11 protein-coding genes are annotated in these 23,566 nt (G+C 58.1%); 5 read left to right on the forward strand and 6 right to left on the reverse strand.

From position 1 onward, the window contains the following. Window positions 1–289: 289 nt before the first annotated feature. From BLR44_RS10855 to BLR44_RS10870, 4 genes are all read right to left on the reverse strand, one after another. Window positions 290–2,725, reverse strand: coding sequence for an ABC transporter permease (locus BLR44_RS10855; protein ID WP_143017234.1), 2,436 nt, complete (start codon window positions 2,723–2,725; stop codon window positions 290–292). 171 nt (window positions 2,726–2,896) lie between these two features. Then, window positions 2,897–5,344, reverse strand: a complete 2,448-nt coding sequence (locus tag BLR44_RS10860) for an ABC transporter permease (protein WP_089681721.1) — start codon at window positions 5,342–5,344, stop codon at window positions 2,897–2,899. Between the two features lie 162 nt (window positions 5,345–5,506). Beyond that, window positions 5,507–7,933 (reverse strand): ABC transporter permease, encoded by a 2,427-nt coding sequence (locus tag BLR44_RS10865; RefSeq protein ID WP_089681722.1) that lies wholly within the window; start codon window positions 7,931–7,933, stop codon window positions 5,507–5,509. 105 nt (window positions 7,934–8,038) lie between these two features. Beyond that, complete coding sequence (locus BLR44_RS10870; protein WP_089681723.1) at window positions 8,039–10,483, reverse strand: ABC transporter permease; 2,445 nt, start codon at window positions 10,481–10,483, stop codon at window positions 8,039–8,041. A gap of 285 nt (window positions 10,484–10,768) precedes the next feature. Between BLR44_RS10870 and BLR44_RS10875 the strand changes: the two genes are divergently transcribed. From BLR44_RS10875 to BLR44_RS10885, 3 genes are all read left to right on the forward strand, one after another. Next, window positions 10,769–12,172, forward strand: a complete 1,404-nt coding sequence (locus tag BLR44_RS10875) for a sigma-54-dependent transcriptional regulator (protein WP_245706030.1) — start codon at window positions 10,769–10,771, stop codon at window positions 12,170–12,172. After that, entirely contained in the window at window positions 12,162–13,523 is a 1,362-nt protein-coding gene (locus tag BLR44_RS10880) for a sensor histidine kinase (RefSeq protein ID WP_089681725.1), read from the forward strand. Before BLR44_RS10875 ends, BLR44_RS10880 begins: the two co-directional genes overlap by 11 nt. Before the next feature lie 656 nt (window positions 13,524–14,179). Beyond that, window positions 14,180–19,192, forward strand: a complete 5,013-nt coding sequence (locus BLR44_RS10885; protein WP_176955985.1) for a hypothetical protein — start codon at window positions 14,180–14,182, stop codon at window positions 19,190–19,192. A gap of 63 nt (window positions 19,193–19,255) precedes the next feature. Here the strand turns inward: BLR44_RS10885 and BLR44_RS10890 are convergent, their stop codons facing one another. Beyond that, the gene (locus BLR44_RS10890; protein ID WP_089681727.1) at window positions 19,256–19,786 is read right to left on the reverse strand and encodes a gamma carbonic anhydrase family protein; all 531 of its coding nucleotides are present in this window, start codon (window positions 19,784–19,786) and stop codon (window positions 19,256–19,258) included. A 230-nt stretch (window positions 19,787–20,016) separates the two neighbouring features. Between BLR44_RS10890 and hemE the strand changes: the two genes are divergently transcribed. Continuing rightward, a complete protein-coding gene (hemE, locus tag BLR44_RS10895; RefSeq protein WP_089681728.1) occupies window positions 20,017–21,063 on the forward strand; it encodes a uroporphyrinogen decarboxylase in 1,047 nt (348 codons plus the stop codon). 148 nt (window positions 21,064–21,211) lie between these two features. Then, a complete protein-coding gene (locus tag BLR44_RS10900; protein WP_089681729.1) occupies window positions 21,212–22,375 on the forward strand; it encodes a sigma-54-dependent transcriptional regulator in 1,164 nt (387 codons plus the stop codon). A gap of 12 nt (window positions 22,376–22,387) precedes the next feature. Here the strand turns inward: BLR44_RS10900 and BLR44_RS10905 are convergent, their stop codons facing one another. Beyond that, window positions 22,388–23,509, reverse strand: a complete 1,122-nt coding sequence (locus tag BLR44_RS10905) for a DUF4421 family protein (RefSeq protein ID WP_176955986.1) — start codon at window positions 23,507–23,509, stop codon at window positions 22,388–22,390. Between the last annotated feature and the right edge of the window lie 57 nt (window positions 23,510–23,566).

Raw genomic sequence — 23,566 nt, forward strand, 5'->3', positions numbered from 1 at the left:
GTACAATATGCTGGAAAGACGAGAAAGTACCCATCGTCGCAGCACATAACCACGGAAAAAAACGTCAGGTGGGGGGCGACATGGCGTCGACCGGGGACCTGCAGACCGCTTTTAGGTATTGGGTGAAACGTTTAACCCTAAAGGTGAGCGAAGGGATAGCAGGAGTTGGTGAAAAGGTTCTTGAGTTATCTGGTGGCAAGTCCTGGTGCTTTGTGCCTATCACCAGCTATCCAAACGCTCTGCCCCCTCTACTCCGCTTCCCATGCTTCACACTTAGCGCTATGCGCTTTCACTCACTTCGCAGCGCCTCGACGGGATTGGCCAGGGCAGCGCGAAGCGTCTGGACACTGACGGTAAGGCCCGCGATCAACAACAGCGCTAGGAGTGGTGCCAGGAACAGCCAGCCGCTCAGTTCCGTGCGGAAGGCGTACTGATCCAGCCACTGTCGCGCCAAATACCAGCCGAGCGGAATCGCGACGAGGTTCGCGACCACGACGAGGCGGAGGTAGTCTTTCGACAAAAGCCCCAGCAGGCTACTTACCGAGGCGCCCAGCACTTTGCGGATGCCGATCTCTTTGGTGCGTTGCTGCGCCGTATAGGCCGAAAGTCCGAACAGACCCAGGCAGCCGATCAGCATGGCCAGCCCCGCGAAGCTGCCGAATAAGGTATAGGTCCGCTCGTCGGCCCGGTACTGTTGCGCGTAGAACGCATCCAGGAAGAAGTACTCGAACGGCGAATCCGGATAGAGTTGCTTGAACGTCGACTCGACCTTGGCCAGCGTGCGCGGCATGTTGCGCGTCTGCGTATGGATGGTGTAAAAATTGCCGAAATCGCCCCCGCCCGGTCGGTAGAGGGTCGGAGGAATCGGCTGCGCGGGTGATTGATGATGATAATCGTTCAACACACCCACGATGATGGGGTGCTGATCGCCGGTTTCCAGCGTTTGGCCCACGGCCGCCTCGGGGGACGCGAAGCCAAAGAGCGTTACGGCGGACGCGTTGAGCATCGCCGGGTAGGGGCGTTGCAATGTATCGGTGGGTAAAAAGGTGCGCCCGGCCAGCAGTTCCAGTTGGTAGACCTCGACAAAATCGCCGTCGATCATCAGAAACGTCACGCTGCCCGGCGCATCTTGTCCGGGGCGGTGGTACTGATCGGTCCGCCAGTAAATCTCCCGGCCCGGCACGTCGCCGCTGAGCGCAATCCCGGCGATGTCGGGTTCGGGCGCCAAGGCCTGTTTGAACTGACCTTGCCCCGACAAATAAGCGGGTGCCTGCACCACCAGTTGCTGGGAAAGGTCAAGGCCCAGGTCGCGCTGTTGCATAAAGCGAAGCTGGCGAGCCGCCGTAAGGGTGGCGATGATCAACAAGACCGACGCGGCGAATTGAAAGACAACAAGCCCCTGCCGCAGTCCTTGCCGCTGAGCCGTCGCCGCGCTGCCGAGGGTTCCCTTGAGTACCACCGCCGGACGGAAGCCGGACAAGACAAACGCCGGATAAAGCCCCGCCCCCAGACTCCCTACGACAATGAGCATGGCCAATAGAAACCAGAACGGAGGCCAGTGGGTCAGGGCGAAGGCAGGCGGCATTTCCGTAAGCGTTTGCCCGAAATACGGTTGCAGGAGTTGGAAGAGCGTCAGGGCCAGCCCGGCGCTTATCACATTGAGCAGAAACGACTCGGTGAGGAACTGGGCAACGAGCTGAAGGCGAGAGGCCCCCGCCGTTTTTCGCACGCCGACCTCCCGGGCCCGCCGCACGGCCCGTGCCGTCGAGAGGTTCACGTAGTTGATGCCCGCCATGAGCAGAATCAGCAAGCCAATGCCCATCAGCACGTAGAGCGTCTGCCCGGAGAGGGTCGGATTCGGCTCGTCGCCCCAGCCGGGTTGCAGGTGAATGGTGGTGACGGGCTGCAACGTGTAATGCACCGCCCGCTGATTTTCGCGGAGGCGGGCACCGATTTGTTCCTCGGTCCAGGCGGCCAATTGAGTTTCCAGCGTCGCGGGGTTGGCCGTGGGGCGAAGACGCACGTAGGTGAACAGGTTGTCCCAGTCCCAGTTGTCGTCCACTTCGGGGCTCATGAATTGATGAATCGTGACGTACGACATCAGAATGTCCGGGCGGAGGTGCGCATTGACGGGAACATCGGCGTAGACACCCTTGACAGTAAATTGCGCGGAGCCGTCGATGTTCGAACTGTTGAGTTGAATTGACTGATTGAGCGGATTTTCCTTACCAAACAGTGCACGGGCGACGCGTGCGGAGATCACCACCGTCATCGGTGCTTGCAGCCCTTCGGCCGGATCGCCCGCCAGCACCGGATAGGCAAACACCGACCAGAAACCCGGATCGGTTGCGTAGATTTCTTCCACACGCGTCGAAGGAACGACTTCCGTCGCGGTGGTGGGGGTAACCGGGCGGTTCACGATGGCATCTCCGAAAATAGCTACGCGCGTAAACGCTTCTATTTCAGAATATTCCCGTTGCAGAAGAGCCGGTGGCGTACGCACCGTCTTCCGATCGCGCTGTTGATTCGTAAACGTCTCGGCATTGATGCGGTAGAGCTGCGCAGCATCAGGATAAAATCGGTCGTAGCTCCGCTCGTAGCGCACGTACTGATAAATCAACAGAAACGCCGCCATGCCCACGGCCAGTCCCATGCCATTGAGAAGAGAAAAGGCCGGGCTCCGACGAAGGTTCCGCCAGGCGATCAGAAGGTAGTTGCGGATCATGGTGTTTTGGTTGATTGGGTTCAAAGCTTAAAGCTCAAAGTTTAAAGAGGGCCTTATTCTCCAATGAAAAGAAGAGCCTTGACAAGATGACCTTACTTCGCACTTCCTACTTCCTGCTTCACGCTCTGCGCTCTGCGTTTTATTCAATGATTCTATAATTCAGTCATTCTATTATTCACTGCGCAGGCTGTCCACCGGGTTGGCCGAAGCGGCCCGTAGCGTTTGCCCGCTGATGGCCAGTCCGGCGATCAACAGAATGAACAGCAACGGCAGCCCGAAGAGCCAGCCGTTTATCCCCACGTGGAACGCGTACTCCTGCAACCAGCGCCGGATCAGGAAATAGGCCAGCGGCAGGGCCAGCAGATTGGCCAGGAGGATCAGGCGCACAAAGTCTTGAGAGAGAAGCAAAACCAGTTGCCCCAGCGAAGCGCCCAGCACCTTTCGGACGCCGATCTCTTTGGTGCGCTGCACGAGCGTCACCGACACCAGCCCGAACAAGCCCAGGCAGGCGACGAAGATGGCAAGCCCCGTAAAGAGCTGAAACACCTGTCCGAACACCCGGTCGTTGCGGTATTGGCGCGCGAAGCTTTCGTCCAGGAACGTGTAATCGAACGGATTGCCCGGGAAAAACTCCGCGTGGAGCGCTTCGATCGACGCCAGCGTCTGCGGCAGCCCCTGCGCCTGTACTTTGATGGAAATGGGACTGCCGGTGGAGAGCATGGGAAACAGCACCAGGGGCTCAATCGGATGGTGCAGCGACTGCTGATGGAAGTCGTCCACCACGCCTACCACGTCCCACTCTTTGTCGAAAACGACGATTTTTTGCCCGAGGGCTGCCTGCGGTGAGGCAAAGCCGAGCAACCGAACTGCGGCCCGGTTGAGTTGGGCCACGTGGAGCTGATTGAAGTCAGGATGGTAGTCGGAAGCCTGAAACGAACGTCCCGCCATTTGTTTGACGCCATACAATTCCTGGTAATCGTGATCTATCCCCATGTTGCTGAGCGTGAATTTTACCGACTCGTCGGCCCCGGCCACGCGTGCGTTGAACGTCCGCGCCATGCGGTCGCCGGGTGCCCGCTGTGAACTGGCCGCCGCCAAGATGGACGGCTGGCGACGCAGCGCATCCTTAAAGTGGTTGACCCGATCAATGAAGGTAGAATCAAATGCCTCGAAACGCGGTCCCGGAATGACCAGCACCTGATCCAGCCGCAGTCCCAATTCCTGCCGTTGCATGTACTGCATCTGCTGGTAGACCGTGCACGAACCGGCAATCAACAGGACGGAGGCCGCAAACTGCCCGACTACCAGGGCTTTTTGCAGAAACGAGCCCCGTGCCGATGCGGTAAACCGGCCCTTCAGCACCAGCACCGGAGCGGTGGCAGAGAGCACAAAGGCCGGATAAAATCCGGATGCCACACTGCCCACGACCAACGTAGCCAACAGCACGAAAGGGGTGACCAGGCCGCCGTAACCGCCACCCAGCAGCAAACCGAGCGAAAGTGCGCGGTCCAGCAGTTGGTTGAAAGGTGATTGCAACGCCTGCACGAGGGTGACGGCCAGGCAGAAGGCAAGCAGATTGGTCAGCAGTGCTTCGGCCAGAAACTGCCCGATCAGTTGTTGCCGCTGTGCCCCGATCACCTTCCGGATGCCCACTTCCCGGGCGCGTTCCAGCGAGCGGGCGGTGGTGAGGTTCACGTAGTTGACCCAGGCAATGACCAGAATAAGCAGAGCGATGACCAGCAGGCCCCAGACCATCGTCCCGTTGCCCACCACCCCGATTTCGTATTCGAAGTCGGAGTGCAGGTGTGCCTGCAAAAGAGGTTGCAGGTAGAATTTTTCGACGCTGCCCGATACCTCGTCTCCGTGGAAATGGCGCTCGCTGAAGGCTTCCAGTGGCGCTTGGAGCGAACCGGGTTCCGTACCGGGTTTGAGCCGGACGTACTGATAAAAGTCTGACCAGCGCCAGGCGTTAGTGCCTTCGGCCGAGAAGGCAGGATTCGACGAAAAGGAGATCAGCAGGTCAAACGGCAGGTGTGCGTTCTCCGGCAGGTCGGGCATAATGCCCGTGATGCGGAGGGGTTCTTCTTCGTTTTCCAGCACCAGAAGCTGATTCAGGAGTTGGTCCGGCGTCTGCGCTTTCCCGAAAAGGGTGGCGGCCCAGGTTTCGGTCAGAACGCACGTGTTAGGCTCCACGAGAGCCGTGGCCGGATCGCCCGCCAGCAAGGAATAAGAAAAGAACGGTAGAAAATGCTCATCCACCATCAGTATCTCCGGTACGGTCTGCAGTGCTTCGTTCCGGCGCACCACGCCTTCGCCCAGCGGAAACAGGCGTGTGTACGCTTCTACCGCGTCCAGCTCTTCCGCCAGCGCCGGGCCCACCGGCGAATACGTAATGGTGCCGTGTTGCACGAGTTCGCCCTGTTGGTACCGGTCGTTCACCACTCGGTAGATCCGCTCGGCGTTCGGGTAAAAACGGTCGAAGCTCCATTCGAAGCTGACGTATTGCAGAATGAGCAGGCAGGCGGCAATGCCTACGGCTAGGCCCAGCACGTTGATGAGCGAGAAGACCTTGTTCTTCTTCAGGTTCCGCCAGGCGATCAGAAGGTAGTTACGGGCCATGGTTCTGGTTGATTGAGTTAAGAGTTAAAGTTCAGAGCTTAAAGTTTAAAGAGCGCCAGGGCATCGCTTGAGTGAGTGGCAGGTCGCAGGTTGTAAGTCCTTGTACTTCGTTCCTTTACCAGCGATCAAAACGCTCTACTCTCTGTCCTTTGCGCCCCGCGCTTACTCACTTCGCAACGAATCTGCCGGGTTGACCAGGGCGGTCTTCACGGTTTGGACGCTAACGGTGAGCAGCGCAATGAAGAAGACGAGCAACGACGGCACGAGAAATAGCCCAAGGCTGATGTCGATACGAAAAGGGTAATTTGCTAACCACGTTCGGATGCCCCAGTAGGCCAGGGGCCAGGCTACGAGGTTCGCCAGCAAAAGCAGCTTTGCGAAATCTTTGGTCAGGAGCAGAAGGAGCGTGGAAAACGGCGCGCCCAGAATTTTGCGTACACTCATCTCTTTGGCGCGTTGAGACGTAGCGAGCAGCGAAAGCCCCCATAGGCCCAGGCACGCAATGCCGATTGCCAGCACCGTAAACACCCCGAAGACCCACCCGAAACGCTGATCGGCCCGGTACTGGGCATCGAAATAATCGTCCAGAAAGAAATAGTCGAACGGATTTCCCGGAAACGCGTTTTGCCAGGCCGCTTCCAGTTGATCGATGTTTTCCTGCACCGTGTGCGGGCGGCCGTCGGTCCGCATCTTGATCGCGAAGTACCCGATCTGATCCGTGGGGTCGGGACCGTAGTACAGCACCATCGGTTTGTGGGAGGACTTGAGGGATTGCTGGTGAAAGTTTTTGACGACCCCGACCACCGTAATCAACGACCAGGAATTGCTGGCGATGGTTTGGCCGACGGCCTCTTCGGGATGTTGAAATCCGATGGCCCGGGCGGCTTCTTCGTTCAAGAGGGCCGTTTCGTGGGGCGGGTCTAGCTGCGGAGAGAAATTCCGACCGGCCAGTAGTTGCAGTGCAAACGCGTCGACGAACGACTGGTCGATGCCGACGTTGTAGAACTGCACCCCTTCGGTGGCAGGCGTCCCCGCTTTGCGCAGGCCCCCGTGGATGATGTTGTCGGGTTTGGCGGGAATGCTCGTGGTATAGACCACCGACGAGAAGGCAGCATGGTTTTCTAACTCGTCCTTAAAACGCTGGGCCTGAGTGGCGTATGCAGTGTCTACCACATCGGGGGTGGTCAGCACCAAGAGTTGGTTGAGGTCCATGCCCAGCGGCTGATGGCGCATAAAATGCAACTGGCGGGCGACAACGAAGGTGCCGGCGATCAGCAACAGGGACGTGGTGAACTGAAAGACGACGAGTCCCTGCCGCAACCGATAGCCGCGCCCGCGGTGGTAGATCTTACCTTTGAGTACTGCCATAGGGCGGAACGAAGAAAGCACCCAGGCCGGGTAGAGCGCCGCACCGACAGTGCCCAGCCCGAAAAAAGCAATGACCAGCAATTCAACCGGAAAGGGCAACCCCCGCAGCGGTTTACCGGTCAGTTGTGCAAAATAAGGTTGCAGTAATTGAAACAAGGTCAGCGCCAGGACCATGCTCAGCGCGTTGAGCAGCACGGATTCCAGCACAAACTGCTGCACTAGTTGCGTGCGACTGGCCCCCGCGACTTTCCGGACACCGATTTCCTGAGCCCTTTCCAGGGCGCGTGCGGTCGAAAGGTTCACGTAATTCATCCAGGCAATCAACATCAGGAACAGCGCAATGGCCAGCAGCAGGTACACGGCGTTCCCGTTGCCGTTCACCCGGATTTCCTGCACCATGTCTGAATAGAGATAAATATCGCGCAGCGGCTGTAACGCGAATGCGATCTGCAACTGCGGCATGTGAACGTACCGCTCCACAAAGGCCGGGAACTTGGCCGCCAGTTGGTCGGGGTCGGTGCCGGGTTGGAGGAGGAGGTAGGTGTAAAACAACGCTGATTCCCAGTCGTGGTCGGCCCCGGTTTCCCCCATGATGGAGGGCAGTGTAGCGTGCGAAAACAGGAAGTCGACTTGCAGGTGAGAGTTTTCGGACAGATCGTCAAAGACGCCCTGAACAGTGAACGGAAGCGTGTGAGTCCCTTCCTGGGCGACGAGCGTTTTGCCCACGGGATCTTCTTCGCCAAAATAGCGCCGTGCCGCCGAAGCAGAAAGCAGACCCGTAGAGGGCTGTTCCAGCAAATGACCGGTTGCACCGGGCTGTACCCGAAAGGTGAAAAGCCGTAGCACCGACGGGTCGGCAAAGAAAACACGGCGTTCGTTGAAGACGATCGCATCGTGGGTCAGGGCCAGCGTGCCGTTAATGGGCCAGAGGCGCGCATACTCCGCTACTTCGGGAAAGTCTTTTTTGAGTGCTGGCCCCGCCGCCGAAAAAACTTTGGGTACCTGCACATCGAGCTGGCCGTTTTTGTACCCACTGACGGTGACGCGATACACCTGATCCGCGTTTTCGTGAAAGGCATCGTAGCTCAATTCGAAGCTGACGTATTGCAAAATCAACAGACACGCGGCCATGCCTACAGCCAACCCGGCAATGTTGATGAGCGAGAACACCTTATTTTTCTTCAGGTTCCGCCAGGCGATAAGAAGGTAGTTGCGGGTCATGGTTATTGGTTGATGGAATTATTAGGTCTCAGGTTGCAAGTCTTTGTACTTCACACTTCGCACCTCACGCTTGGCTCTCTGCGCTCTGCCCCGTGCGCCCTGTGCCTACTCACTGCGCAGCGCCTCGACCGGATTGGAAAAGGCCGCTTTCACCGTTTGAAAGCTGATGGTACACACCGCGATCAGAAGCACAACCCCCACCGGCAACGCCAGAAGTGGCCACGAAATGTCGGTGCGGTATGCGTAGTGCGTCAGCCACTGGCGAATGCCCAGGTACACCAGCGGGATGGCGAGCACACTGGCGATCAGCACCAGTCGGATGAAGTCCTGCGCCAGCAGCCGTACCAGCCCGGGCACTTCCGCCCCCAGCACTTTGCGGATGCCGATCTCTTTTGTGCGTTGCAGGAGGGTGTAAGACGACAGACCAAAGAGACCCAGGCAGGCGATGAAAATTGCTAACCCGGCGAACAGACCGAAGACGCGTCCGAACTGCTGATCGGCCTGGTACTGCGCGTTGAAGAAATCGTCGAGAAAAAAGGCATCGAACGGACTTTCCTGGAACGCCTGTGCCCACGTGGTTTGGAGTTGATCGAGCGTGGCGGGGAGGCGATCGGTCTTCAATTTAAATGAATAATATTCTCCCGCCCACGGTGCATTCAGGTACCGCTTCAGGGCAAAGACGATCGGGCCTACGGCCTGATGCAGCGACTGCTGATGAAAATCTTTGACGACCCCGACGATCTGCTTTTCTAAGTGTTGGTTACCAGATTCGTCCCACACGACCGACTGCCCGATGGCGCTTTCCGCGTCGGGAAAACCCAGGAGTCGGATCGCTTCTTCGTTGAAAATCACCGCCTCCCGATCGGAAGTTATTTCTTCAGAAAAGTTGCGTCCGGCCGCGAGCTTAGCCCCGTAAAGGTCGAAAAAGTCTTCGTCGATGGCGATGATGTGCACGCTCTGCCGCGCGTCTGGCTGGTTCGGTCGGTAGAAACCACGCCCCCACGACACCCGCTGGCCGGGAACAGACGAGGAGACGGCCACGCGCTGCACCGACGGCAGGCGGGCCGCTTCCTGCTTAAAATACGTGAGGTGATGCTGGTAGGTAGAATCTTTGATGCCCGGCCCCTTTACCACCAGCGTCTGGTCCAGTTGCAACCCTAAGTCCTGCTCTTGCATGTACTGAAGTTGGCGTTGTACCGCCAATGTCCCGGCAATCAGCGCGATGGAAGCCGCAAACTGAAAAACCACCAATACTTTCCGGGTGTGAACGCCCTGCGGCGAGGTAACCGATCGGGACTTGAGGCCCCGCAGCGGGGGATAAGCCGACAGCACAAAGGCCGGGTAGAACCCAGAGCAGAAAGCTCCGACAAGAAACAAGCCCACCGTCGCCCACCCCACCCACGGCTGAAAGGTCGTGGCAAGCGGACTTCCCACCAGCGTCGAAAACCAGGGCAGGAGCAGCTGCGAGAGGGTCAGGGCCAGGGCCGCGGCCCCCAGGTTGACAAGCACCGATTCGGCCAGAAACTGCCCCATGAGTTGCCTACGACTGGAGCCGACGGCCTTGCGGATGCTGATTTCGCGTGCCCGTTCCGCCGATTTGGCGGTGGTCAGGTTCAAGTAGTTGATCCAGGCGATTACCAGGATGAAGAGCGCGATCACGACCAGAAATTCGACGGCACGGCGGCTTCCGTTCGCTTCCGCCTCCGCCTGCAAATCAGAATCGAGGTGGATGGTCTGAATCGGCTGGAGCACCAATTGATAGCGCGAACCTTCCGCACGGAGTTGGGCCAGCCAGTCGCCCAGGTAGCGTTCCAGAAAGGTAGCCAGCTTCGCTTCCATCGCTGCCGGATCGGTGCCGGGGGCCAGTTCTACATAATTGTAAAAATTACCCCAGTCCCAGACTTCGTCGAGGTTGAACGGAATGGAATTGAACGATACCAGGACGTCCGTATGCAGGTGGGTGGCCGCGGGCAAATCGGCAAAGACGCCCGTCACTTGCAAGGCCAGTGGGCCGCGTTCGCCTTGGTAGAACGTCATCGTCTGATGAAGGGGATCTTGCCCGGGGAAATACTTGTCCGCCATGCGCTGGGAAAGCACGACACTGTTGGGTTGGGCCAGCGCCCGGTTCACATCCCCCTGCGTAAGCTGGTAAGAGAACAGGTTCAGGAAAGAAGAGTCGGCGAAATAAATCCGCTCCTCATGAAAGCTCCGGTCGCCCACTTGCAGCACGGGGTCCGACATCAGCGGCCCTGTATGCACCACCCGTGCCGCACGAATTACCTCCGGCAGGTCACGCCGCATCGCGGGCGCTATGGCGGGTGTCGTCTGCGCCCGCTGGCTGGTAACCTCTCCGTTGAGCGTACTGAACGCATCCACAACACGATGAATATTCGAACGGCGGAAATCGTCGTAGCTCAGCTCGAAACTGACGTACTGTAAAATCAGCAGGCAAGCCGCCATGCCCACGGCCAGTCCCAGGAGGTTGATGAGGGAGAAGACCTTATTTTTCTTCAGGTTCCGCCAGGCGATCAGAAAGTAGTTACGGAGCATACGTACGGCAATTATGGTTACCAGAGGTTGGTAGGGTAATGTCCCCTTGTCAATTGGTGTGCCATTATAATAATGGGTTGAAAATCAGATGTTTGTGATTTTTTATTGTTCGTGTGATTCCACGAAAGCGTTCCATAATGAAACAGCGTAGTGTTCCATTGTGGAACACGTCGAGCCTGTAAATCATTTTCTGGCCAGGAGGATGACAACATACGGAGCAATTGCTTATTTTTCGTTAACCTATCGCCCTCCCGCCGATCATGCTACTTTATTTTTCTTTACCCCGTGCATTCTCATTCTACTGCGCATATCCCCGTCCTGGTGCTCGACGACGACCGCGACGTCCTGCATACGGCTCGCCTCATCCTGAAACCCCATTTTGCGCACGTGCAGACCGAAAGCGATCCTGGCCGTATTCCTGACCTGTTGCGCGAAGCGCACTACGATGTGGTTTTGCTAGACATGAATTTTACGCCCGGTGCCACCGACGGCAAAGAGGGACTTTACTGGCTACGAAAACTGCGTGAACTGGCGCCTGAAACGCAGGTGGTGATGAACACGGCTTACGGCGATATTGCGATTGCGGTCGAAGCCATGAAGGAAGGCGCCATTGATTTTCTGGTGAAGCCCTGGGAAAAAGAAAAGCTGCTGACCACGGTGCGAAACGTGTACGAACTGAGCCGGGCCCGTCGCGAAGTGGCGCAACTGAAATCGCGGGAGCAGATGTGGCAGCAGGATTTGGACCGTCCGTTCGCAGAAATCATAAGCCAGTCGCCCGCCATGGAGCTAGTCTTTGAGGCCATTCGGAAAGTAGCCGATACCAACGCGAATGTGCTGATTCTGGGCGAAAACGGCACCGGGAAAGAACTGGTGGCCCGGGCCATCCACCGGCAGTCGGGACGGGCCGCGGCGCCGTTTATCAAGGTCGACCTGGGGGCCATTTCGGAGACGCTCTTCGAGAGCGAACTGTTTGGTCACCGAAAGGGAGCATTTACCGACGCGAAGGAAGACCGGCCCGGTCGGTTCGAGCTGGCGCACGGCGGCACCTTGTTTCTCGATGAAATCGGCAACGTATCGCTGCCCTTGCAGGCCAAGCTACTGACTGCGCTGCAAAGCCGGCAGGTCACCCGCGTGGGGGCAAATCACCCGACGTCGGTCGACATTCGCCTGATCTGTGCTACCAACCAACCGCTCTACGAACGGGTGGAAGAAGGCGCGTTTCGTCAGGACCTGCTCTACCGCATCAACACCGTCGAGCTTTCGTTGCCGCCGTTGCGCGAGCGTCCGGAAGATGTTCCGCTGCTGGTGGCGCATTACCTGGACCTCTACCGTCGAAAATATCAGAAAGCGGAAGTGCAACTCGATGCAGCCGCGCACGAAAAGTTGCTGCATTACGCCTGGCCCGGCAACATCCGGGAGTTGCAACATGCTGTGGAGCGGGCGGTGATTATGAGTGAGCAGCGCCTGTTACACCCGGCCGATTTTCTGCTGACCGGCACCGCCGCGGGAAGTGCTACGCGCCGGGCGCGGCGACCGGAGCCCCCGCCGTCGTATCACCTTGAAACGCTGGAGCGCGAAGCCATTCAAAAAGCCATCGAAAAGCACCGGGGCAATCTCTCGCAGGCGGCCGCCGAACTGGGGCTGGGGCGCACCACCCTCTATCGAAAAATGGAGAAGTATGGCCTTTAACCGCTTCCGTTGGGGAATACTGATTCGGGTCGGCCTGATTCTGCTGCTGGGGTTTGCGGCTGTGCTTACGACGCAGACGCACTTCTGGCTGGTGGCGGGTTGGCTGGGGTTGTTCGCGGCGTTATTGACGGGAGAACTGATCCGCTACGTGGAGCGCACCCAGCGCGATCTGGGCAATTTTCTGTTGTCGATCCGGCAGGGCGATTTTACGGGTAACTATCGCCGTCGGGCGCGGAATCTGCATGAGGAACTGATCGGGCAGGCGTTTCAGGACATCATGCAGGTGTTCCAGCAATTGCGGCGCGAACGCGAATCGGAGCATCTGTACCTCCAGACCATTGTGCAGCACGTGGGGGTGGCGCTGCTTTGTTTCGATGCTGCCGGAGAAATACGGCTGATGAACGAGGCCGCCCGGCAACTGTTCCGGCGGCCCTACCTGAAAAACATACAGAACCTGCGCGAGGTAGCCGACCATGCGCCGGCGTTGACGGCGGTGTTGGAGCGGTTGCCGTCGGGGCAGCGCGAACTGGTGCGGCTGGTTATGCAGGGACAGTTGATGAACCTTTCCGTGCAGGCCACGGAGCTGAAGCTGGAAGGCGAATGGCTGAAGCTGGTTTCGTTTCAAGACATTCGTTCTGAGCTGGAAGCCCAGGAGGTGGAGTCGTGGCAGAAGCTGATTCGTGTGCTGACGCACGAAATTATGAACTCGGTCATTCCCATCGCGACGCTGGCTTCCGTCACGCATCAGATGGTGGAAGGCATGGTGCCAGCAAGCCCCGGCAAAACCACCCTGGACGAAGAAGAGACGACCGATTTGCTCGAAAGCCTGCGGACCATCGAAAAGCGAAGCAAAGGGATGGCGCACTTTGTGGAAGATTACCGCAGCCTGACCCAAATGCCGGTGCCTGTTTTCACGGACGTGGAGGTGCTGGCTCTTTTTCGGCGGGTGATCGCGTTGCACCGTCCTCGCCTGGAAGCGCAACAAGTTGCTCTGAAACTGCAGGTTACACCGGAGACCTTACGTGTAACGGCCGATCCTGAGCTGCTGGAACAAGTGCTGATTAACCTGATGCTCAACGCATTGGACGCCTTGCAGGCATGGCCTTCGCCTGTGCTGTGGCTGGTGGGATACGTGCAACCGAACGGGCGAGTCGCGCTGCAGGTAAAGGACAACGGTCCCGGCATTCCGCCCAATCTGCTGGAGCAGGTTTTTGTGCCATTCTTCACGACCAAGAAAAACGGTTCGGGCGTAGGGCTGAGTCTGTCGCGCCAAATCATGCGCCTGCATCGGGGAAGCCTGCAAGTGCAATCCGAGCCGGAAAAGGGTACCGTCGTGACGCTGCACTTCTAATTACCACGCTGATACCGGCGGATAGTGCTAACAATGGTTTGTGGAAATAATTATATTTTTTTGACTGCGACTGTCAGCATGGATAACGGTTTCCTGATGGTGAATCATACTGCAAAAAGCGCCAATAACCCCTTGGTTGTGATAGGGTTAGTTTTAGTTTTTTACCTCTTGCGTAGCGTACGGGAGGGTGATTGAATTAGGTGTGACGGAAGGATAAGAAAGACCAGATTTCATACATGCCACAGAAAAGAGGTAAGGAATTCCCCGTCCTCTTGACGGTGTGCAGGGCATAGCCTGCGGATGTTTGCTTGGCATCCCGCTCAGGGCAAGCCTCTTAAAATCCCGAGATAGAAACAGTAAGCTGATTTTTTCTAGTGGTATAGTGATGCATTGAATTTGCTTTGTCCTATGATGGGCGCTAAATGAAGCGCATATTTCCCGCCCTTTTGCGCTCCTGCGCTTGCCGGCCTCGGTTGCCGACGTAGTCTTTACACACGTTTAACACCGGCCCGTACGGCAGGTGTGCCGCCGCGCCCCGTTCCTTCTATCTTGGTTCCTCCACCAATCGGAGGAATATGGGAAAAATTAAATTCTACACATTCGTATGGTTATGCACGTTGCGCGGAGTACTTGCGCACGGCTGGCGGTACGCTATAATGGCAACGTTCTTCGGTGTGCCGACGCTGCTCCTGGCGCAGTCCACAACGGTAGCCGGCTTTGAGGTCGATGCCAACGTCGAAGCCGCCTCGGCGGCCGACTGGTTTCGGGGAACGGTAACCGCAGGTGTGCTGGACGAAACCAACGGGGCCTCGGTTGCCGCTACGCTGAAGAACGCACGCAACGCACAACAACGCAACCAACCGTTTTCGGTAGGGCAGGCCACGGATCATGCAGGCATGGATGCGTTCTTCTACCGGGATTATATCTCGGCCCAAAACGCTACCGACGCCACGATTTTTCGCAACGGGTCGAACAAAAATGGCGATGCACCCGCCTCGTGGTCGGTGGGCACGGGTTCAGTTCCTCAGAAGAACGACCTGGTGGATGTCATGGCCCACCTCCGCCGTCAGGGCGACCAGCTTTGGTTTGTAGGAGGGGCGGCTACGCGATCGGCCGACGGCACCGCCCACATCGATTTTGAATTTTACCAGCAGGCGATCCATGTCAACGCGACGGGTTTTGTCAGTCAAGGAACGGACGGAGGCCACACGGCCTTTCGGTTCGGACCTGACGGTCGCATTGTGCAGGCAGGTGATCTGATTTTGTCGGCCGACAAAGAACGCGGCGGAAGTGACCTGCAACTGAGTATTCGGGTCTGGGTCGCTCCGAGTCAATTGCCCGGCGGTTCGCTGGAGGCGTATAATGCGCTGGCAAACGCTGCATTTCATTTTACGGGAGCGTTTCAGGCCGGCCAGGGTTCCGGATTGTACGGTTACGCTGAAGTTACGTTTACGGCCGCACAGGCCGTCGGAAGCATGAACGACCAGGAAGTATCGGCTGGTCCCTGGGGCACGCTCGAAGGCGAAAAGGCAGCATGGCGCAGTACTTACGTCCCGCATCAGTTTGTGGAAGTCGGTGCCGATTTGTCGCAGCTCGGGTGGATCGCCGCGCAAGCGCACGTACAGTGCGGCCAGCCCTTGGGGTATGTGGTCGTCAAAACGCGAACCTCTCACCAGTTTACGGCTGAGCTCAAAGACTTTACGGAGCCTGTTCCGTTCGGGAAAGGAACGAGCCTGCAGCTGACCACGCAGCCTCAGACGCTGACGTGCCGTACGACGCAGGTGCCCTTGCGGGCGAACGCCTCGGAAGAAGGAATTGATTTGTCAGAGGCATCGTATCGCTGGGAAGGACCGGCCGGCTTTGTATCGCAGGCGCACGAACCGATCGCCACGCAGCCCGGTGTCTATAACGTCACCGTGACGTTGCCCGGCGGCTGTTCGGCCTCGGCCTCGTTGGAGGTGACGCAAGAAACAGAAGCACCGCGTTTGCAGGTGACAGCCCAACCGGTTTCGTGTTTCGGGGCTGTGGACGGCAGTGTATCGCTCACGGTAGAGGGCGGACAGGCCCCGTACCAAATTCAGTGGGCGCATGGGACATCCTTAACGGGGCTGGCGGCCGGGACGTACCGGGTGACGGTGACTGACGCCAAGGGTTGCGAAGCTTCTGCGGAAACGACCATTACGCAGCCGGAAGCGTTGCGTCTGACGGCCGACGTATCCGGAAACGGGTGTGCGCCTGAACATCGGGCCGCCCTCTACGCGACCGGTGGAACCGCCCCTTACACCTTTCTCTGGCCCGACGGCACTACCGCCTCAACGCGCGATGACCTGTTGCCCGGTACGTATGCTGTGCAGGTGACCGATCAGGGTGGGTGTTCCGTGGCGACAACGGTACGAGTGGAAGCTGAACCGACGTTTCAGGTAAAGGCCCATGCCTCGTCGGCAGGGTGTGGTGCCGGCGGCGGAGCGATCACATTAGAAACTACCGGCGGGACGGCACCTTACACCTATGCTTGGTCTACCGGCGCTCAGACCGCTTCGTTGGAAAACGTATCCAGTGGAGCTTACCAGGTAACGGTAACGGACGCCACGGGCTGCCAGGCCTCCGCCGAAGCGGTGGTGGTCAGTGGCGAGCCGCTGCGGGTGTCGTTCACGACGCAAGCACCGGGCTGTCAGGCCGCGGGAGCAATCGACGCAACCGTTACCGGGGGATCAGGACACTACACCTACCAATGGTCAAACGGAGCTTCGTCAGAAGACCTGACCGGACTGGCTGCCGGCACCTACGTGCTTACCGTGCGCGACGAAAGCGGATGCGAAGCGGTGACCGAAGTGACGCTGGCGGCCCCTCCTCCGGCCGAAGTGCAGACCTACCTTTATTACTCCAGTTGCGAATCAGGCCAGTTTGCGGTCGATGTCTACGCCATGGCCGCTACTGAGGGGACGTTTACTTACCGATGGGTGGAAGATGCTACCCAAACCACCTTTGCCACCTCGCAGCAGGTCTTCGGCTTGCAACCCGGCGATTATACGGTCTTCATGACTAATGCGGAGGGGTGTACGTCTCAGAAAACGGTGCACATCGCCCCGCCCGTTCCGCTTACCGCTACCATTCAAATGAACGGTAACTGCGCGGGTGGTGCCACGCAACTCGTGGCGGAAGCCACGGGCGGGATCGGTCCGTATACCTACCGCTGGACGCACAACGGCTCGTCGGCTACGACCCTGGACGGCGTAGCGCCAGGGGTGTATACCGTATCGGTGTACGACCAGCGCGACTGTGAGGCAAGAGCGCAGGTGGAAGTGAAGCCGATGGAGCCGCTCCGTCTGAGTTTCGCGACTACCGAGCCGACTTGCGCCACCGGACGAGGCGACATTGATCTGCGCCTCACGGGAGGAAGTGGGATCTATCAATACACATGGTCGAACGGCGCTACTACCCAAGACCTGACGTCAGTAGCCCCGGGTGTTTATCAGGTGACCGTAAAAGACGCCGGCGGTTGCTCCGTCACGGGGTCAGTCACTTTAAAAGCCCCACCGGCATTGGAACTGTTCCACGACGTTACCTATGCGCCCTGCGAAGCGGGTTTTGCCGCCGACGTGTTGGTGGTGGCGTTTGGGGGAAGCGGCAGTTTTACCTACACCTGGCGTAATACAGCTACCGGTGCTACCGCCATAGGGCAGACCTTGCACCTGACAGAGCCCGGCACGTATGTGGTGACGGCTACAGACACACAGGGCTGTCGTATAGAAGAGCAACTTACCATCAGCGCGCCCGAACCGCTGACGGTGCAGCTGCAGACCAGCGGCGGGTGCAGCGGCGCCGAGCGTACGCTGGAAGCCTATCCGCAGGGTGGGATTGGTCCTTATGCGTATGAATGGACGCTGAATGGCGAATCGCAAGGCACCGACCAGCACCTGTACGGCGCAGTGGTAGGCCAATACGAGGTGACGATTACCGATAGCAGAGGCTGTCGTACTACCGAACAGATCACCGTCGCACCTGCGGGCGCACCGCTCGACGCTACAGCCGAGGTCGTACCTGCTTCTTGCACCGGCGATCCGGGCAAAGCAGTAGTGACGGTGACGGGGGGCGTAGCTCCTTACAACTACATGTGGACCGATACCGGTAGCATGGAAGCCTCGCGGGACGGATTAATGGCCGGTACCTATGAAGTAATGATCTGGGATGCGCAAGGCTGTATCATTACGCTGAGTGTAGACGTTCCTGAAGCCACTGCCACGCCATGTCTTCTGAGTAGTACTGCATCGGCTTCTGCGGAATTTACAGTACAAACGGTCACCGCTTCGGTAGGAGACGCAGCGCAACTGACCTGGACGCTCACTTCGACCGATGGACAGTGGACCATTGTCGAAGGACAAGGCACTCCGACCCTCACGTACCAGACCGGCACGCTCGGATCGGTGGCAACCCTTTCGTTAATGGCCGTCACAGCAGAGGGGTGTACACAAACCTGTAGCCTGCAACTCACCGTAGAGGAGACGCCCGTGGACGATCCGACCGATGATCCGAGTGACGACAACCCTGACGACGAAACGGACGATAGTACCGATGAGGGCGGCAGCGATGATCCCGACAGTGGCACCGACGACGGTACTGGCGATGATTCCGGAAATGAGGGAAGCGACGAGGATTCATCTGATGATCCCGATGCGGATACCGGCGATGACGACACTTCTGATGGCGGCACCGAAGACCCAGGTACGGGTGACGAAGATCCGGACAATGACCCGGATGCTGGTGACGGCACGTCTGGCGAAACTCCGGGCGATGATGATTCGGGCAGTGACGAAGGCGATGGAGAAGGGACGCCGGAAGATGACAACCACGATGGGACCGATCTTGATCAAGGCGGTGGTGACGGTTCTGACGGAAATCCTGGCGACAACGGCGCCGAAACGGACGAGGGCTCGGAAGACGAACCGGATCAGGAGGAAGGCGTACCGGCAGTACCCTGTGTCGTAGAAGTAGGAGGCGAATGCTTTACCTTCCGCTTCCTGGGTTATACTACCAATGCCGACGGGACTACAACCTACACGGTAGAGGCCGTAAACCACTGTAAAAACGCTGTCAGCTACGTAGCCGTCGGCATCGGCAACGGGCAGGTAGTGGATCTTCCCGCTACGTTCGAAGGCGATCTGGGCCGCTACGACGTCGAACTGACCGGCTGGAATGGCAACCCCGGCTTCCCGAGTGTGAAGTTTACGCCGCGTGGCAACGATACGTTCAAAAACAACACGGATGTATTCGAGGTCACCGTCAGCGGATTCGATCCGGAGGCGCCTTTGCAGTTGGAAGGTCACGCCGGTCGCTACACCGAAACGTATACGATTGACCTGACGGCCTGCGCGCAGGAACAGCCAGTGGCTTCACGGAAGGTGGAGATTGGAACCGAGGTAGACGTTTACCCCAATCCGTTCCATACCGAGACCACGCTTGCCTTCGTCGCGACGCATACCGGTGAGGCAACGTTGGAGTTGTTCGACTTGTATGGGCACAAAATCAAAACCATCTATGCTGGCCCCGTAGAAAAAGGCAACCAGTACAGCTTTACGCTGACAAGCGAAGGATTGCAAGAGCACAGTTTCCTTTATCGACTGACCACCGATACCGAGGTGCGCACTGGCCGCCTCCTGAGGATTTATTAGTGATGATGATAGAGTAGCGTGTGGTCTCCCTAGGGCACCCGGGCCGTAAAGCCCGGGTGTTTTTTATTCCGTCATCTGGCCCCCCGACTCATACCAACGAGCGTACATCAGGTAGTTGCGGGCGGTCTGCGCAAACTGCGCCTTCTGGGCTTCACTGACTTCCTTTACCAGCCGGGCGGGCATTCCGGCGTAGAGCGTGCCGGCAGGGATTTCCGTTCCGGCCAACACCACGGCACCCGCCGCGATGATGGCCCCATCGCCCACCACGGCATGGTCCATCACAATCGCGCCCATCCCCACCAACACGTTGTTGCCCAACGTGCAACCGTGAACAATGGCACTGTGGGCAATCGAGACCTCGTCGCCGATGATGGTCGGGGCTTTTTGGTACGTACAGTGGATGATGGCGCCGTCCTGGATGTTGGTCCGGTGGCCGATGCGGATGCGGTGAACGTCGCCGCGTACCACGGCGTTGAACCAGACGCTACATTCATCGCCCATGACCACATCGCCAACGATGGTCGCGTTTTCCGCCAGAAAACAACTCTTGCCAAACTGCGGTTGTGTACCGCGTAGTGGAATAATCAGCGCCATACAGGTTTCTTTTAAGCACGAAAGAACCCCATTTGGAAGAATCCTGCAATGCTGAGAAGTAAAAGACCCGTAGAATCGTCGGAAGAGTGCTCGGTAAAAAAGGCAGGGCGTTTAGCGCAGAAGGGAATCAAAGACCTACAAGTCATCAGCGTATCCCTACAAAATATCCCAGTGCTGATCCCCCAACGTGCCGCTCCTTCAATCCACTTTCCCCTTGTACCTTTGTGCGTATGCAATTGAAAAACGATCTCCTGCTGCGGGCCGCCCGCGGTGAAGCCGTCGAACGAACGCCCGTCTGGCTGATGCGGCAGGCGGGGCGTATTCTGCCCGAGTACCGCGCCGTCCGCAACCGCCTCAGCGGCTTTATTGAACTGGCACAAACGCCGGAACTGGCTGCCGAAGTGACGATCCAGCCCGTCGACATTCTGGATGTGGACGCGGCAATCATTTTCTCCGACATCCTGGTGATTCCCGAAGCCATGGGCCTGCCGTACGAAATGGTTGAAAAGCGGGGGCCCCGTTTCCCGGAAACGGTGCAGACGGCAGAGGATATCGGGCGGTTGCGCATTGCCGATGCGGAGAGCGACCTGGGGTACGTGCTGGAGGCCATCCGCCTTGTAAAGCGCGAATTGAACGGGCGGGTCCCGCTCATTGGTTTTGCTGGCGCGCCGTGGACCATTTTTGCTTATATGGTGGAAGGCAGCGGTTCCAAAACCTTCTCCAAAGCCAAGCGCATGCTCTACAACCAACCGACCCTAGCGCACGCGCTTCTCGACATGATTACCGAAAGCACCATCGGCTATTTGCAGGCGCAAGTACGGGCCGGAGCCGACCTGGTGCAGGTGTTCGATTCGTGGGCGGGGCTGCTCTCGCCGGCGCAATACGCCACGTTCGCGCTGCCGTACCTGGGGCGGATTTGCGACGCTCTTCCCGAGGTACCGGTCACCCTTTTCGCCAAAGGCGCCTTTTTTGCCCGAACGGAACTGGCACAGTTGAACTGCCGCACCATCGGGCTCGACTGGACCATGGACCCGGTCGAATCACGGCGGCTGGTGGGACCGGACAAAACCTTGCAGGGCAACCTTGATCCGTGTGTGTTGTACGGTTCTTTTGAAGAGATCCGGCAGCAGACCCGACACATGCTGAAGGCATTCGGACCGCAGCGGCACATCGCCAACCTCGGCCACGGCGTCTATCCCGACATCGACCCCGAAAAAGTCAAATGCTTTGTAGACGCGGTGAAAGAAGAAAGCACCAGATTGCAAGGCGTAGCGTAAGCATCCCTGGCGAGGCGATGCGTTCGCAAACTGCGCCGCAGATGGCGGAAGAAGGGAACGATCTTCGACAGGGATCTCTCTACATTGTACACGCATCGGCACAAACCCTTCGTTTCTTTTACTTTGCACTCACACAAATTAGCACCACATGGCCCACATCTTGATCATTGACGACGAGCGCAGCATTCGCAGCACGCTGAAGGAAATTCTGGAATACGAAAAATACCAGGTCGACGAAGCGAAAGATGGGGAAGAAGGGCTGGAGATGTTCCGGAAGAACCAGTACGACGTGGTGCTGTGCGATATCAAAATGCCCAAGATGGACGGGATGGAAGTACTGGAGCAGGCCATGGCCGAAGGGAAAGATACGCAGTTCATCATGGTGTCGGCGCACGGAACCATCGAGACGGCGGTCGATGCTACCAAAAAAGGAGCGTTCGATTTCATTCAGAAACCACCGGATCTGAATCGTCTGCTGCTGACCGTCCGCAATGCCCTCGATAAATCGACGTTGGTCACCGAGACCAAAACGCTGCGGAAAAAAATCTCGCGCAAGGACGAGATGGTGGGCGAGTCGGAGCCGATGATGCGGGTGAAAGATTCGATTGAGAAGGTAGCGCCCACCGAAGCGCGCGTCCTGATCACCGGCCCGAACGGTGCCGGCAAAGAGTTGGTGGCGCGGGCGTTGCACAAGCACAGTAGCCGTGCCGACAAACCGATGATCGAAGTGAACTGTGCGGCCATTCCGAGCGAGTTGATCGAAAGCGAGTTGTTCGGTCACGAAAAAGGGTCGTTTACGTCGGCCGTGAAACAACGAATCGGCAAGTTTGAACAGGCCAACGGCGGCACGTTGTTTCTGGACGAAATCGGGGACATGAGCCTCTCGGCCCAGGCAAAAGTGCTGCGGGCTTTGCAGGAGCATAAAATCACCCGCGTGGGAGGCGACAAAGAGATCAAGGTAGATGTGCGCGTCATTGCCGCCACCAACAAAGACCTGCGACAGGAAATCGAAGAGAAGAGATTTCGCGAGGATTTGTACCACCGGTTGTCAGTCATCCTGATCCACGTGCCGCCCCTCAACGAGCGTCGCAACGACATTCCGCTGCTGGTCGACAAGTTTTTGCAGGACATTGCAAACGACTACGGCAACGCGCCCAAGGTGATACAGCCGGAAGCCATGAGCTACCTCCAGGAACTGAACTGGACCGGAAACATCCGCGAGTTGCGCAATGTGGTAGAACGGCTCGTGATTTTGTCCGGACCGGAAATCTCGCTCGACGACGCCCGGCTCTACGCGGGCATCGGGCAGTAATTTTTCATTTCTTCAAAACAAGCGCTCACCTTTTTTGAATGGATTCGGCACCCGTATCCGGCGGTAGAGGGTTTCGGGCATCTCGACCCGACGCACGTACCCGAATTGCACGTTGGTGGACTGGAAGCGCAGTTGCTGTTGCGGTGTGTACGATACCGGATGGTAATTAAAAATCGCCCACACGCCCAGGTAGGCCCGATCGGTGTTGTAGCCGACGGCGAACCGCGCCCCACCACTGAGGTTGATCGGCGTACTCTCCTGCGGGCTTGGCTGTCCTGCAAGCCAGATTTTACTGTAACCCGTGCCCGGATGGAGCGTCATCGACCATGTCGCAAACCACTGTCGCCAGACCCACGTGTACGCGTATCCTAACGCAACGCCCGCCTGTAAAAACTCGCCGCGCTCCAGGTTGGCATCCGCGCTGAACGAAGGTTGAAACGCGGGCGTCACAAGACCCGAATCGGCCTCGAACTGCGTATAAAGGACGAAAATCCCGGCCAGGGGCGCGCCGGCGCTTTTGCGTTGCCGCTCCGAGTGGGTGAAGGCCGCACGGTTCGAGAAGCGTTGGTGGTTGAACGTATAGTAGGCATTTCCGCCGTAAGCACGGATGCGCATATCATCGCGTAACGGATAGGGCAACGGTGCCGGTGCGGGGTCCATCAGCCGGTGGGGTTGCTGCAACCGATACCCGCGGTACCGTTGGTGGTAGAGGTTGGCAAAATACCACCGCCCATACGAGTTGGCCTGTAGATCGAACGTACGCGACCGATGAGGCGCAATCAGCGTGCTCCCCACAAAATAGGGATTGTAAACCAGGAGCAGGCCCAGCCATTCGTAGCGAACGCCCAGCACATTCTTCCACAGCGGCTGCGTCGTGTACCCGTAACGGTTTCCTTGCGTCCGGTCGATCACCTGCAGGGCATTGGCACGATACGCGCCTCCGAATTTAAAAATCAGCTGTGAGGCGTACCGCTTGATGTAAGTCGTGTCGTACTGGGGCGGTTGCTCGTCGCCTTCGAACGTAGGTTCGATGCCTTGTGCGCCGCTGGCAAATGGAATCAGGCTGCACAGCACCACGCACCAGCACCACGCCCGCCCCCACAGCTCAGGCGTTGCCGCAATTGAACGTAGCACACGAAAAAAGAGGTGACTCAACGGGAGAGGATCATCAGGTGAGCATTGGTGAGCGCG

It is taken from the genome of Catalinimonas alkaloidigena (assembly GCF_900100765.1).
GTDB classification, from domain to species: Bacteria; Bacteroidota; Bacteroidia; order Cytophagales; family Flexibacteraceae; genus Mooreia; species Mooreia alkaloidigena.

Excerpts from the sequence above, each read along its gene's own strand:
- BLR44_RS10855 (WP_143017234.1), bottom strand. The coding sequence starts at position 2,725 with ATGATCCGCAACTACCTTCTGATCGCCTGGCGGAACCTTCGTCGGAGC.
- BLR44_RS10880 (WP_089681725.1), top strand. The coding sequence starts at position 12,162 with ATGGCCTTTAACCGCTTCCGTTGGGGAATACTGATTCGGGTCGGCCTG.
- BLR44_RS10860 (WP_089681721.1), bottom strand. The coding sequence starts at position 5,344 with ATGGCCCGTAACTACCTTCTGATCGCCTGGCGGAACCTGAAGAAGAAC.
- BLR44_RS10865 (WP_089681722.1), bottom strand. The coding sequence starts at position 7,933 with ATGACCCGCAACTACCTTCTTATCGCCTGGCGGAACCTGAAGAAAAAT.
- BLR44_RS10870 (WP_089681723.1), bottom strand. The coding sequence starts at position 10,483 with ATGCTCCGTAACTACTTTCTGATCGCCTGGCGGAACCTGAAGAAAAAT.
- hemE (WP_089681728.1), top strand. The coding sequence starts at position 20,017 with ATGCAATTGAAAAACGATCTCCTGCTGCGGGCCGCCCGCGGTGAAGCC.
- BLR44_RS10890 (WP_089681727.1), bottom strand. The coding sequence starts at position 19,786 with ATGGCGCTGATTATTCCACTACGCGGTACACAACCGCAGTTTGGCAAG.
- BLR44_RS10900 (WP_089681729.1), top strand. The coding sequence starts at position 21,212 with ATGGCCCACATCTTGATCATTGACGACGAGCGCAGCATTCGCAGCACG.
- BLR44_RS10885 (WP_176955985.1), top strand. The coding sequence starts at position 14,180 with ATGGCAACGTTCTTCGGTGTGCCGACGCTGCTCCTGGCGCAGTCCACA.